Origin of the sequence: Aliiroseovarius sp. S253 (assembly GCF_049800855.1) — a bacterium.
Classification (GTDB): domain Bacteria; phylum Pseudomonadota; class Alphaproteobacteria; order Rhodobacterales; family Rhodobacteraceae; genus Aliiroseovarius.
Genome location: NZ_JBNAFW010000001.1, coordinates 590,574 through 602,793 on the forward strand (window position 1 = coordinate 590,574; position 12,220 = coordinate 602,793).

The following is a 12,220-nucleotide window of genomic DNA, read 5'->3' on the forward strand; positions in this document are numbered from 1 at the left end:
CCGCGCCGCACAGGGAAGAGAAAGACGAATATGATGCGTTTCAGCAGCCTTTTCGCCACTGCAACAGCAATTATGACGGCGGGTGTCGCCACAGCTCAGGAAAATCTTGAGGTGATTGGTAAACCGGTACAAGGCGGCACAGGCTTCCAGCCAGCCGTGACCAGCGTTGCCGAAGCGGCCCAAGGGCTTGATGCTATGATCAACGTGATCATCTTCGGGATTACGATCTTCGTAACCGCACTGCTGGCCTATGTCATCGTGCGTCACAACCGCCGCGCCAATCCCGAGCCGGCGACCTTCTCGCACCATACGCCGATTGAAATTGCATGGACCCTGATCCCCGTTGTGATCCTGGTCTTCATTGGTGCCTTCTCGCTGCCGGTTCTGTTCCAGCAGCAGGTCATCCCCAAAGGTGACGTGGTCATCAAAGTCACCGGCTACCAGTGGTACTGGGGCTATGAGTATCCCGAGCACGAGTTTGGCTTTGACAGCTTCCTTCTGGACAAAACAGCATTGGAAGAGCACGGATACGATCAGAGCGACTATCTGCTGGCCACTGACACCGCAGTTGTTGTGCCCACCGGCAAGAAAGTCGTGATGCAGGTGACTGCAGCTGACGTGATCCATTCGTGGACCATTCCGGCCTTTGGTGTGAAGCAAGACGCTGTTCCCGGTCGCCTGGCCGAGCTGTGGTTCGAAGTTGAGCCCGGCAAGGAAGGCATCTACTTCGGTCAGTGTTCGGAACTGTGCGGCAAAGACCACGCCTATATGCCGATTACTGTGAAAGCCGTGACCGAAGCCGAGTACGAAGCTTGGCTGAAAGGTGCGATCGAAGAATATGCAGGCGACGTGACGACCGCACCTGCCGTTCAGGTCGCTTCGGCCAACTGATCAGACGGAAGGGGGTAACCCCTTCCTACAGACCGCCCTTCCGGGGGCGGTTTCTTGCAAGTAAGACCCTAGCCAAAGCGCCGTAACAACATGACTGACGCCAGCATTCAGACGACCAAGACCGAAACCGGCGAAGCCGGGTTTGGCGACTATTTTGCGCTGCTGAAGCCGCGCGTCATGTCCTTGGTGGTGTTTACGGCCCTTGTTGGACTGCTTGTTGCGCCGGTTGGCGTAAACCCTGTGGTTGGCTTGGCCTCGATTCTGTTCATCGCCGTGGGGGGGGGAGCCTCGGGTGCCCTGAACATGTGGTGGGACGCAGACATCGATCGCAAAATGAAGCGCACGCTGACACGACCGATCCCGTCGGGCAAAGTCGAAGAAGGCGAGGCGTTTGCCATCGGCATCACCCTGTCGGTCATGGCAGTCGTGATGCTGGCTCTGGCTGCGAACCTTATGGCTGCGGCGCTGTTGGCCTTCACCATATTCTTCTATGTCGTGATCTACACGATGTGGCTGAAACGCTGGACCCCGCAAAACATCGTGATTGGTGGCGCTGCGGGCGCGTTCCCTCCGATGATCGGCTGGGCTGTTGCCACGGGTGGGATCTCGATCGAAAGCGTTCTGATGTTCGCTTTGACCTTTGCATGGACGCCGCCCCATTTCTGGGCGCTGGCGCTGTTCACCAAGGGTGACTATGCCAATGCTGGCGTGCCGATGCTGACCGTGACCCACGGTCGTAAAGCCACCCGTAACCATATCCTTGGCTACACATTCGCACTGGCTGCTGTCGCTATCGCGCTGGGCCTGACCTCGGTCGGTGGCCCCACCTATATGGTGATCGCGCTGGTTCTGAACGGCATGTTTATCAAAGGTGCGTGGGATGTGTTCCGCCGCACGGATGAAGACAGCGATGCGGACAGCCACAAGGCCGAACGCGGTCTGTTCAAACTGTCGCTGGCCTATCTGTTCCTGCACTATGGTGCACTGCTGGTCGAAGCTTCGTTGAAACCCTTCGGACTGGGGGGCTGGGGCTGATGGCGATCAAAGCTGAACATGAAATGCACAAGCGTCGCCTTTCCCGGAACATCGGACTGGGTCTGGTGCTGGTTGGTTTTGTCGCCCTTGTCTATGGGTTGACGGTGGCCAAAGTAAGCGAGCTGTATCAGCCGGAAGCAACGTCGGAGGCTGGTCAATGAGCCTTTCGCAGCACCAGATGACGGCAGCCAAGATGGTCGGCGTTGTGGTCCTGATGGGATCGCTCAGCTGGGCCTCTGTTCCGTTCTATGACTGGTTCTGCCGTGTCACGGGCTTTGGCGGCGTCACCGGCGTGGCTGAAAAGGCGTCCGATGTGGTTCTGGATCGTAAGGTGCTGGTCCGCTTCGACGCCTCGAAAGAACGCGGCATGCCGTGGGAGTTCAAACCCGTCCAGCACGAGATGGAAATCCGTCTGGGCGAAACCGGGCTGGCCTTCTATGAGGCCTATAACCCCACGGACCGACCCGTGGCGGGCACCGCAAGCTACAACGTGGCACCTTTCGCTGCGGGTGGCTTCTTTACCAAGATCGATTGCTTCTGCTTTGAAGAGCAGGTGCTGCAACCCGGAGAGCGCGTGACCATGCCGGTCACCTTCTACGTGGACCCCGAACTTATCGAGGACGACGAGGGCAAATACGTGAATGCGATCACGTTGTCCTATACGTTCCATGAAACCGAATTGCCTGAAGAGATTGCGCAGCTTGCGCCAACTCAGACGGCTGTGCAAAACTGACGCCAGAAGAACAGGGACTAGACGCTTATGGCACATGCAAAGAACCACGATTTTCACATTCTGCCGCCTTCGGTAAACCCGTTTTTGGGTGCTGTAGCTGGCTTCGTCATGCTGTTTGGCGCTGTCCAATGGATGGCCAACGGCACGCCTTGGCTGTTCTTCGTCGGCCTTGCTGGCGTTCTCTATGTCATGTTCGCCTGGTGGTCGGACGTTGTGCATGAAGGCGAAACCGGTGACCACACTTCGGTCGTGAAAATCGGCCTGCGCTACGGCGTAATTCTGTTCATCATGTCCGAAGTCATGTTCTTCGCCGCATGGTTCTGGAGCTTCTTCAAGCACGCCATGTATCCGATGACCGAAGGCTCGCCCGCCATTGATGGCGTTTGGCCACCCGTCGGGATCGAGACTTTTGACCCCTGGCACCTGCCGCTGATCAACACGCTGATCCTGCTTCTGTCGGGTTGCGCTGTTACCTGGGCCCACCACGCGATTGCACATGAAAACAACCGCAAAGACCTTGTTTGGGGTCTGACTCTGTCGGTGATCCTGGGCGTGATCTTCACCATCTTCCAGGCTTACGAATACAGCCACGCTGCCTTTGACTTCTCGGGCAACATCTATGGCGCCAACTTCTTCATGGCCACCGGCTTCCACGGCTTCCACGTGATCGTCGGTACCATCTTCCTGTTCATCTGCCTTCTGCGCGCGATGAAGGGTCACTTTACTCCGGAAAGCCACGTAGGCTTCGAAGCCGCTGCTTGGTACTGGCACTTCGTTGACGTTGTATGGCTGTTCCTGTTCGCCGCTGTTTACATCTGGGGCGGTTGAACCTGACCTGCGATTAGTCCTAATCAGGGGCGCGAGGGGAAACTCTCGCGCCTTTCTTCTTTCGGATCTCTGTCATGCGCCAAGCCATTGCCATCATCCTGTCCCTCGCCGTGCTTGCCCTGTTCATCGGGTTGGGCACATGGCAAGTGCAGCGCCTGAAATGGAAAGAGGGCGTGCTGGCAGAAATCGACGCCCGCATCGCCGCCGATCCGGTGTCTCTGCCGGATAGCCCTGATAAAGCCCGAGACACCTACCTGCCGGTGATGGTCTCGGGCCAGTTTGGCGACGGCACTTTGCGCGTGCTTGTCTCCACCAAACAGGTAGGTGCGGGCTATCGCCTGATCTCACCCCTGCTGACCGATCAGGGCGCGATCCTGATCGACCGCGGGTTTGTCCGTGTTTCGCACGAGATGCCACCCCTCCCGCAAGGCCCGGTCACTATCGAGGGCAATTTGCACTGGCCCAATGACCGTCTCAGCTCGACACCGGAAAACGATGTGTCTGGCAATACGTGGTTTGCGCGCGATATTGACCAGATGGCCGACGCGTTGGGCACCCAGCCCGTCTTTGTCATCACCCGCCAGATGACCCCGCCCGAGCCACGCGTCCTGCCGTTGCCCGTCACGTCCGAGGGCGTTCCCAACCGGCACCTTGAATATGCAGGCACATGGTTTTTACTGGCCCTGACATGGTCGATGATGACACTTGCCCTGCTATGGCGTAAGAAACGCCGAAACACCTGAAGGACTCACTTTCGATGCGCTATATCTCGACCCGCGGCGACGCACCTGTTCTCAGCTTTGAAGATGCCATGCTGACCGGCCTTGCCCGTGATGGCGGCCTTTATGTGCCTGAAACTGTGCCGACCATGGCAAAGGACGAGATCGCAGCACTGGCGGGCCTGTCCTATGAAGAGATTGCCTTTCGCGTGATGCGCCCCTTCGTTGGCGACACTTTCACCGATGAGGAATTCAAAGAGATCATCGCCAAGGCCTATGCAGGATTCGGCCACGACGCCCGCGCGCCGTTGGTGCAGCTTGGCCCGAACCACTTCCTGTTGGAACTGTTCCACGGCCCGACGCTGGCCTTCAAAGATTTCGCAATGCAACTGATCGGTCAGCTTTTTCAAGTGGCGCTTAGCCGTCGCGGTGAAAAGGTGACCATCGTTGGTGCGACCTCGGGCGACACCGGGTCCGCCGCCATCGAAGCCTTCAAAGGTCTGGACGCGGTCGACGTGTTCATCCTGTTCCCGCATGGCCGTGTGTCTGAGGTGCAGCGCCGCCAGATGACCACGCCGTCGGAAAGCAACGTGCATGCGCTGGCCATGGACGGAGACTTTGACGACTGCCAAGCGCGCCTGAAAGACATGTTCAACGATTTCGACTTCCGCGATGGCGTCAAGCTGGCCGGTGTAAATTCGATCAACTGGGCCCGCGTGTTGGCGCAGGTGGTGTATTACTTCTCGTCCGCCGTGTCGCTGGGCGCGCCGGATCGCAAAATCAGCTTCACTGTGCCGACTGGCAATTTCGGTGATATCTTTGCGGGCTATATCGCCAAGAAGATGGGTCTGCCGATTGACCAGTTGGTGATTGCGACCAACCAAAACGACATTCTGCACCGCACGATGGAAACTGGCGCCTATACCAAGGCGGGTGTTACCCCCTCGATCAGCCCGTCGATGGACATTCAGGTGTCCTCGAACTTTGAGCGCGCACTGTTTGACGCGTACGGGCGTGATGGCAAAGCTGTAGCCGGTCAGATGGACGACCTGAAAGATGGTGGGTTCTCGATCAGCCAAGGCGCAATGGAGTTCTTGAAAGAGCAGTTCACCTCGGGCCGTGCCTCGGAAGACGAAACCATGGCTCAGATCAAGGCAAGCTTCACCACCACTGGCGAAGTGCTGTGCCCACATTCCGCCGTGGGCGTGAAAGTGGCGAACGAGAACCTTGGTGATAGCCCTATGATCACGCTGGCCACCGCGCACCCCGCCAAATTCCCGGCTGCTGTGAAGGATGCTTGCGGAGAAGACGCCCCCTTGCCACCGCGCATGGCGGACTTGTTTGACCGCGACGAGCGCGTGACCCGCGTGGCCAACGACTTGGAAGCATTGAAATCGCTTATCCTCGAGCGTACCGGTGAGGCTACACCTGCATGACGGTGCGTCTGGATCGCCTTTCCAACGGCGTACGCGTCGTGACCGAGCATATGCCGGGGCTGGAAAGCGCCTCTTTGGGCGTTTGGGTCACTGCGGGCGGACGTCATGAAACGCAGGCTCAGAACGGCATCGCGCATTTCCTTGAGCATATGGCCTTCAAAGGTACTCAAAAACGCAACGCGCTTGAGATTGCCGAGGCGATCGAGGACGTGGGCGGCTATATCAACGCCTATACCTCGCGCGAGGTGACGGCCTATTACGTACGCGTTCTGAAAGATGATGTGGCGCTTGGCCTCGATGTGATTTCCGACATCGTGCTGAACCCGGTTTTTGACACAAGCGAGATTGAAACCGAACGCGGTGTGATCTTGCAAGAAATCGGACAGGCGCTCGATACGCCCGATGACGTGGTGTTCGACTGGCTGCAAGAAGCTGCCTTTCCTGAACAGCCCATCGGCCGAACCATTCTTGGCCCATCCGAGCGGGTGAAGGCCTTTGGCCGTGATGACCTGTCGGGCTTTGTTGCGCAGCATTACGGCCCGGATCAGTTGATCCTGTCGGCCGCCGGTGCCGTGGATCATGACGAAATTCTACGTCTGGCCGAAGCCGCTTTTGGCGGGTTGGCGCCGCGCCCATTGCTGACACCTGACGCGGCACGTTGGACGTCCGGCGCACGGGTCGAGGTGAACAATGCGCTGGAACAAGTGCATTTTACGCTGGGCTTCGAAGCGCCCTCGTATCGCGATGAAGGCTTCTATGCCGCACAGCTCTTCAGCTCGGCCCTTGGCGGCGGCATGTCCTCGCGCCTCTTCCAGGAAGTGCGCGAGAAACGCGGGCTGTGCTATTCGATCTTCTCGCAAGTTGGGTCGTATGACGACACCGGCATGTTGACCGTCTATGCGGGGACGTCCGGTGACGATATCTCGGCCCTGTCTGGCCTGTGCATTGATGAGATGAAACGCGCTGCTTCCGACATGTCAGATCGCGAGCTGGAACGCGCCCGCACGCAGATGAAAGCGGGTCTTCTAATGGGGCTGGAAAGCCCATCGGCCCGCGCCGAGCGTATGGCGCGTCTAGTTGGGATTTGGGGTGAGGTGCCGACTGTGGCTGACACCGTCTCCAAAATCGATGCCGTGACCTTGCATGACCTTCGGGCCTTTGGCGCGTCCCTGTCTGACAGCGCCATGGCGATGGCGGTCTATGGTCCGGCAGCCAAGGCCGAGCCGCTGGAGGCTCTGATGGAAAGGCGCGCTGCCTGATGTTCGCGCGGCCCAAGAAGGTTCGGATCGAAACCGAACGTATGACCTTGCGTCCGCCCATGCATAGCGACTATCGCGCATGGGCAGCGCTTCGCGCGACAAGCCGTGACTTCTTATCCCCGTGGGAACCCACTTGGGCCCCGGATCACCTGACCCGGAAAAGTTTCACAAATCGCGTTTATTGGGCCAATCGTTCGGTCGCAGGCGGTACCGCGCTTCCACTTTTCATGTTTCGACGTCAGGACGGCGTTTTGCTGGGCGCGCTGACGCTCGATAATATCCGCCGTGGCCCGTCACAGGCCGGCACCACCGGATATTGGGTCGGTGAACGCTTTGCGCGGCAGGGCTATATGCGCGAAGGGCTGGAAGCACTGGTGCATTACGCCTTCAATGAACTCGATTTGTCGCGGCTTGAGGCGGGATGCCTGCCCGAAAACGCCGCCTCGCGCGGGGTGCTGGAAAAGGTCGGCTATAAATATGAAGGCGTGGCGCAAAGCTATCTTCAGATCAACGGGCGCTGGCGCAATCATGTGCTCTATGCCAACCTGCGTTCAGACCGTCGCGGGCGCACGCAAGCGGGTTAATCCTACTGCTTGAGGCCCACACGGCATCGCACAGCAAAAGGGGCGTGACATGAGGTCCGTCGGTGACACCATCGAAGCAAAACTGCGCGCGGCCCTGCCGGACGCGGTTTTCCGTCCCTTGACACCGGCCTATCTGGAAGAGCCGCGCGGCTTGTTTCATGGCGCGGGCGGTCTTCTGCTGGCCCCCGGATCCGTGGACGAGGTGTCGGTGATCCTGCGCATCTGCAACGACGCGCGCACCCCGGTCGTCCCCTATGGTGGCGGCACCGGGCTGGTCGGTGGGCAGGTGATGCAAGACGCCCAACCTGTGATCCTAAGCCTCGAACGTATGACCCGCATCCGCGCGGTCCACCCTTCGGAAAACGTTCTGGTGGCCGAAACTGGCGTCCTTCTGGCGGATGTCCAATCTGCCGCTGAAAATGCCAACCGCCTGTTCCCCCTGTCATTGGCCTCAGAAGGGTCGTGCCGCATCGGCGGCTGCCTCTCGACCAATGCGGGTGGCGTGAATGTGCTGCGCTATGGCACCGCGCGCGATCTGTGTCTGGGGGTCGAGGCCGTGCTGCCAGATGGCACCATCCATCACGGGCTGAAACGCCTGCGCAAAGACAACACCGGCTATGATCTGCGCGCGCTTCTCTGCGGAGCCGAGGGTACGCTGGGCGTCATCACCGCCGCCAGCCTTCGGCTTTTTCCCCGTCCCGTACGCACCGGCACTGCGCTGTTATCTGTGCGCGACCCCGCGGCCGCTTTGGATCTTCTGGCCATCGCGCAAGCTCAACTGGGGCAGGGGATCAGCGCATTCGAGTTGATCAAGGGCACAGGGCTTGAGTTTCTGTCCGAGGCGAAATTGAGCGGACCGCAACCCTTTTCCGAGACGCCCGGCTGGTCGGTGCTGATCGACCTTGGCCTCGGTCCGTCGGACGATCCCGAAGAGGCTTTGCTGACGCTCTTTGAAAGCGCGCAATCAGCCAATCTCGTCTCGGACGGAGTCATCGCGCAATCCCAATCCCAACGCACCGCGCTGTGGAAGCTGCGTGAAGAGATCCCATTGGCAAACAAGGCTATAGGGGCCATCAGCTCGCATGACATCTCGCTGCCACTGTCCGAGATCCCAGCCTTCCTGACCCGCGCGGACGACACGCTCGCCGCCCTTGGCCCGTATCGCGTGAACACTTTTGGCCATCTCGGCGACGGCAATCTGCACTACAACGTCTTCCCACCCGCAGGGGATGACAAAGCCACCCACATGCCCAAACGCGACGCGATCCGCCGCGCCGTCTATGATCTTGTGGCCGATCATGGCGGGTCTTTCAGCGCTGAGCACGGGGTGGGCCGCCTGAAAACGGAAGAGCTTGCCCGCTACGCCGACTCCGCCCGCCTTGCCGCTATGCGCGCGATCAAACAGGCGCTTGATCCCAATGGGATCATGAACCCAGGCGTGATCTTTCCGCGGGACTGAAACCACCTATCGGCTGCATCAAACGGAAAACGCCCCGCCGGGTAAGCGGGGCGTTGCACGTTATCCATGTGCTCAAGCAGCGCCCGAACTCCAACCGGGCAGGGAAAGGATTACGGCCTACTGGTTAAGGGAAGGTTCACAGCCCTTCGAATTCGCACAAAACATCGACGCCCATGCCGAGCTTTTCTAACTTCTTGCGCCCACCCAGCTCGGGCAGGTCGACGATGAAGGAACAGCCCACGATCTCGCCTCCCAAACGTTCGATCAGTTTGATCCCGGCTTCGGCCGTGCCACCTGTGGCCAGCAGATCATCCACCAGCAAAACCTTTTCGCCCGGCTGAATGGCGTCGTCATGAACCTCCATCACCGCTTCGCCATATTCCAGCGTATAGGCTTCCGACAAAGTTGCCCCCGGCAGTTTGCCCTTCTTGCGGATCGGCACAAAGCCCAGCGTCAGCTGGTGCGCAATCGCGCCACCCAAAATGAAGCCACGCGCCTCAAGCCCGACCACCTTGTCGATCTGCATGCCCGCATAGGGGTGCAGCATCTGGTCCACAGCCATGCGAAATCCGCGCGGGTTGGCGAACAAAGTGGTTACATCGCGAAACAGGATCCCTTCATGCGGGAAGTCCACGATGGTGCGGATATAGTCTTTGACGGATTTCATGTTTTCCCCTCGGTGATCAGACGCATAGCGGCCTCAAGCGGCCCGCGTCTGAACTTATGCGACCACAGCCAGCTGAACAACGCGGCAATTGTGCAATAGGCGATCGAAATCAAGAAAATCTGCATCGGCCGAAGCGATCCGTCGAGCAGCCCAATCGCCTCAAGCGTCCCCATGCCGATCACGATATGCGCCACGTAGTGGGTCAGGGTCTGACGCCCGGCAACGATCATTGCATCGCAGATGCGCCGGATTAGCGGCAGTGTCAGTAAAAGTGGCGTGACCAGCAACACAGTGCCCAGAACCGCTGTGGCCGTGGCCCCGCTGGCCAGCATGTAAAGCGGTCCCGCGGGAGCCGGTTCAGTGCTCATCAGCGCGCCGATCTCGGGATCGCTGATCAGGGCTGCGCTGGCGCTTTGAGCGGCAACCGCCACCAATGCACCGCCCAATACCAAGCCGATCTGAACTGTCCGGCGGCTTAGCTTAAGGCGTCCCAACCACATGCCCCACAATATGAAGGCCGCCCACGGAAAAACCGGGTGCCAACCGTTGAAGAGCGAATGACGCAAGAAGCCCTCAATGGACCAGAAATCGGCATAGCTTAGTGTGTTCCAGTTCCAGCCTTGATCGAAATCCAAAACCAGCTGTGCCCCAAAACCCATAAGGATGAAACCGGCTGTGCCCAACAGAAGCCAGTTGTTCGATCGAGATATGAACGCCATCGCGACGATGAAATAGAGCGCATAGAAATGTAGAATATCTGCGTCAAAGATCAGCATGTTCAGCATGCCGATGACAAACAGGAAAATGGCGCGGCGCAGGTTCAGATGCCACGCGGGCTTGCCAAGACTGGCACCAACTCCGGCCAGAATAACGAACAAGGCGGCGGCGCGGCCTTCCAGATTGTTGGTGATCAGCGATCCGACATCCGCGCCTGATGCAACCTCGGCGGCCAGCCGGAAGTTCACCAAAACCATGCCAACAAAAGCGAGGTATCGGGTTATGTCGACGCCGTTCAGGCGGTTCACAAAACCCGCCCCGCTACCGCATCCAACTTGGCCAGAAGCGCAGGGTCACGCTTTTCCGGGGCGGTCATGATGGCCATGTCGAGCGCGCGGTCGCAGCCATGGGGGCAAGCAGCGCGTTCCGAGCCCAACAAAACAGGCAGCCCTGCAACCATCCGTTTAGCCTTGTCGCCGTTGCCGGTCAGCGTCGCGATCACTTGCGCCACGTCCACCTCGTCATGGTCTGGATGCCAGCAATCGTAATCCGTCACCATCGCGACCGAGGCATAGCAAAGCTCGGCTTCACGGGCGAGTTTGGCTTCCGGCATATTGGTCATACCGATCACGTGTGCGCCCCACTGATCGCGATACAGTCGGCTTTCGGCGAGTGTCGAGAACTGGGGACCTTCCATCGCCAGATAGGTACCACCCTCGTGCACCGTTACACCGGCTTCCCGCGCGGCATCAGCACAGGCCGCGGACAGCCGTGGGCAGGTTGGATGGGCAAAGCCCACATGGGCCACGCAGCCCGATCCGAAGAAGCTTTTCGAACGGGCGAAGGTTCGGTCAATGAACTGATCTACAATGACAAAATCACCCGGAGCCATTTCCTCGCGGAACGACCCGCAGGCAGACACACTGATCACATCCGTGACACCCAGTCGCTTCAAAGCATCAATATTGGCGCGATACGGCACGTCCGAGGGGCTGTGTACATGCCCCCGCCCGTGGCGCGGCAGAAATGACATTTGAATACCATTCAGACGGCCCGTCAGAATCTGATCGGATGGTGCGTCCCAAGGGCTTTCAACGTCCACCCAGTGCGCGTCCTCAAGGCCGTCCATTTGATAGATGCCCGATCCCCCGATGATCCCGATATGTGTGTCCATGCCTGCCTCCATTTCTGTTGGCGCAAGTCTTGCCCGCTTTACATGCCAAAGAAAAGATTCCATCCCGACGAGAATGTGCCATTTTCAGATCGTATGTGAGCGTTATGTGGTTCTTCAGATCAGTCGAATACCTTGTCCGACCTTCGTTGGAGTACCTGGCGAGCAATATCAGCGTGCTGGTAATCTGGTTTGCATTTCAGGGAATGTCGTTTTCGATCCTGGGTCTGGAAATCACCCCCTTCGGTCTGACGATCGGCGTTTTCCTGACCCTCAACTTTTCCCGGTCAACGCCTCAGAGACTGTCGGAAATCCACACTAAACAAGATCGCAGACAACATCTTTGGATCGTTGCATTCGTTTGGGCTGGCCTAATGGCCGCAGTGTTACTTTTGTCGGACTTTGCGCTTCAATTGCTGGTGCTAGGTTCGTACCTGACTATGCTTGTCTTGCTTCTGATTATGAGTGTCGCGGCGCCAGAGATGATTGCGCGGCTCCCTTTCAGGTGGCGCGCAGACCCGGAAGAACGCGCCTTCGTGTTTACGGCTGTACGCATCTTGATCCTGCGCGACGCGGTTTTTTGTGCGGTGGCGATGTTTGTCCTGAACCACGGTGACCTGACTGATTGGGTCATTCTGATCGTTCTCGGACGGATGTTCTTCTACTATTTGTTTGATTGGATAACGGTGGTGTTTTGGCTCACCGAAGCTGATTGACGGCG

General features: G+C 58.7%; 14 protein-coding genes. 11 read left to right on the forward strand and 3 right to left on the reverse strand.

Features of this window, described 5'->3' with window-relative positions:
- Positions 1 to 30: 30 nt before the first annotated feature.
- The 10 genes from coxB to ACP15F_RS02960 all read left to right on the forward strand — a co-directional run bounded on the left by coxB (position 31) and on the right by ACP15F_RS02960 (position 8,944).
- Positions 31 to 891, forward strand: coding sequence for a cytochrome c oxidase subunit II (gene coxB, locus ACP15F_RS02915; protein ID WP_424939348.1), 861 nt, complete (start codon positions 31 to 33; stop codon positions 889 to 891).
- Positions 892 to 981: 90 nt separating this feature from the next.
- On the forward strand, positions 982 to 1,926 hold the full coding sequence (gene cyoE, locus ACP15F_RS02920) for a heme o synthase (protein WP_424939349.1): 945 nt from the start codon (positions 982 to 984) through the stop codon (positions 1,924 to 1,926).
- Positions 1,926 to 2,087, forward strand: coding sequence for a hypothetical protein (locus tag ACP15F_RS02925; RefSeq protein WP_424939350.1), 162 nt, complete (start codon positions 1,926 to 1,928; stop codon positions 2,085 to 2,087). The genes cyoE and ACP15F_RS02925 overlap by 1 nt, the downstream gene beginning before the upstream one ends.
- Positions 2,084 to 2,659 carry a cytochrome c oxidase assembly protein gene (locus ACP15F_RS02930; RefSeq protein WP_424939351.1) on the forward strand — a complete coding sequence of 192 codons (576 nt, stop codon included), beginning with the start codon at positions 2,084 to 2,086 and terminating at the stop codon, positions 2,657 to 2,659. The genes ACP15F_RS02925 and ACP15F_RS02930 overlap by 4 nt, the downstream gene beginning before the upstream one ends.
- Before the next feature lie 27 nt (positions 2,660 to 2,686).
- Positions 2,687 to 3,487: a cytochrome c oxidase subunit 3 gene (locus ACP15F_RS02935; protein ID WP_424939352.1), complete on the forward strand. Its 801-nt coding sequence runs from the start codon at positions 2,687 to 2,689 to the stop codon at positions 3,485 to 3,487.
- A gap of 74 nt (positions 3,488 to 3,561) precedes the next feature.
- Positions 3,562 to 4,230, forward strand: coding sequence for an SURF1 family protein (locus ACP15F_RS02940; protein WP_424939353.1), 669 nt, complete (start codon positions 3,562 to 3,564; stop codon positions 4,228 to 4,230).
- A 14-nt stretch (positions 4,231 to 4,244) separates the two neighbouring features.
- The gene (gene thrC, locus ACP15F_RS02945) at positions 4,245 to 5,642 is read left to right on the forward strand and encodes a threonine synthase (RefSeq protein WP_424939354.1); all 1,398 of its coding nucleotides are present in this window, start codon (positions 4,245 to 4,247) and stop codon (positions 5,640 to 5,642) included.
- A complete protein-coding gene (locus ACP15F_RS02950; RefSeq protein WP_424939355.1) occupies positions 5,639 to 6,901 on the forward strand; it encodes a M16 family metallopeptidase in 1,263 nt (420 codons plus the stop codon). Before thrC ends, ACP15F_RS02950 begins: the two co-directional genes overlap by 4 nt.
- On the forward strand, positions 6,901 to 7,485 hold the full coding sequence (locus ACP15F_RS02955; RefSeq protein WP_424939356.1) for a GNAT family N-acetyltransferase: 585 nt from the start codon (positions 6,901 to 6,903) through the stop codon (positions 7,483 to 7,485). Before ACP15F_RS02950 ends, ACP15F_RS02955 begins: the two co-directional genes overlap by 1 nt.
- 49 nt (positions 7,486 to 7,534) lie before the next feature.
- A complete protein-coding gene (locus tag ACP15F_RS02960) occupies positions 7,535 to 8,944 on the forward strand; it encodes an FAD-binding oxidoreductase (RefSeq protein WP_424939357.1) in 1,410 nt (469 codons plus the stop codon).
- Between the two features lie 136 nt (positions 8,945 to 9,080).
- Here ACP15F_RS02960 and ACP15F_RS02965 read toward each other — a convergent pair whose 3' ends face one another.
- From ACP15F_RS02965 to ACP15F_RS02975, 3 genes are read right to left on the reverse strand one after another with little or no spacing between them, the layout of a single operon-like run.
- On the reverse strand, positions 9,081 to 9,611 hold the full coding sequence (locus ACP15F_RS02965; protein WP_424939358.1) for an adenine phosphoribosyltransferase: 531 nt from the start codon (positions 9,609 to 9,611) through the stop codon (positions 9,081 to 9,083).
- Positions 9,608 to 10,636, reverse strand: coding sequence for a DUF418 domain-containing protein (locus tag ACP15F_RS02970; RefSeq protein WP_424939359.1), 1,029 nt, complete (start codon positions 10,634 to 10,636; stop codon positions 9,608 to 9,610). Before ACP15F_RS02970 ends, ACP15F_RS02965 begins: the two co-directional genes overlap by 4 nt.
- Complete coding sequence (locus ACP15F_RS02975; RefSeq protein ID WP_424939360.1) at positions 10,633 to 11,502, reverse strand: S-methyl-5'-thioadenosine phosphorylase; 870 nt, start codon at positions 11,500 to 11,502, stop codon at positions 10,633 to 10,635. Before ACP15F_RS02975 ends, ACP15F_RS02970 begins: the two co-directional genes overlap by 4 nt.
- Before the next feature lie 29 nt (positions 11,503 to 11,531).
- On the opposite strand from ACP15F_RS02975, the gene ACP15F_RS02980 reads away from it, so the two are divergent.
- Complete coding sequence (locus ACP15F_RS02980; protein ID WP_424939361.1) at positions 11,532 to 12,215, forward strand: hypothetical protein; 684 nt, start codon at positions 11,532 to 11,534, stop codon at positions 12,213 to 12,215.
- Positions 12,216 to 12,220: the final 5 nt, after the last annotated feature.

Excerpts from the sequence above, each read along its gene's own strand:
- thrC (WP_424939354.1), top strand. The coding sequence starts at position 4,245 with ATGCGCTATATCTCGACCCGCGGCGACGCACCTGTTCTCAGCTTTGAA.
- coxB (WP_424939348.1), top strand. The coding sequence starts at position 31 with ATGATGCGTTTCAGCAGCCTTTTCGCCACTGCAACAGCAATTATGACG.
- ACP15F_RS02925 (WP_424939350.1), top strand. The coding sequence starts at position 1,926 with ATGGCGATCAAAGCTGAACATGAAATGCACAAGCGTCGCCTTTCCCGG.
- ACP15F_RS02950 (WP_424939355.1), top strand. The coding sequence starts at position 5,639 with ATGACGGTGCGTCTGGATCGCCTTTCCAACGGCGTACGCGTCGTGACC.
- ACP15F_RS02930 (WP_424939351.1), top strand. The coding sequence starts at position 2,084 with ATGAGCCTTTCGCAGCACCAGATGACGGCAGCCAAGATGGTCGGCGTT.
- ACP15F_RS02960 (WP_424939357.1), top strand. The coding sequence starts at position 7,535 with ATGAGGTCCGTCGGTGACACCATCGAAGCAAAACTGCGCGCGGCCCTG.
- ACP15F_RS02935 (WP_424939352.1), top strand. The coding sequence starts at position 2,687 with ATGGCACATGCAAAGAACCACGATTTTCACATTCTGCCGCCTTCGGTA.
- ACP15F_RS02975 (WP_424939360.1), bottom strand. The coding sequence starts at position 11,502 with ATGGACACACATATCGGGATCATCGGGGGATCGGGCATCTATCAAATG.
- ACP15F_RS02955 (WP_424939356.1), top strand. The coding sequence starts at position 6,901 with ATGTTCGCGCGGCCCAAGAAGGTTCGGATCGAAACCGAACGTATGACC.
- ACP15F_RS02965 (WP_424939358.1), bottom strand. The coding sequence starts at position 9,611 with ATGAAATCCGTCAAAGACTATATCCGCACCATCGTGGACTTCCCGCAT.
- cyoE (WP_424939349.1), top strand. The coding sequence starts at position 982 with ATGACTGACGCCAGCATTCAGACGACCAAGACCGAAACCGGCGAAGCC.
- ACP15F_RS02940 (WP_424939353.1), top strand. The coding sequence starts at position 3,562 with ATGCGCCAAGCCATTGCCATCATCCTGTCCCTCGCCGTGCTTGCCCTG.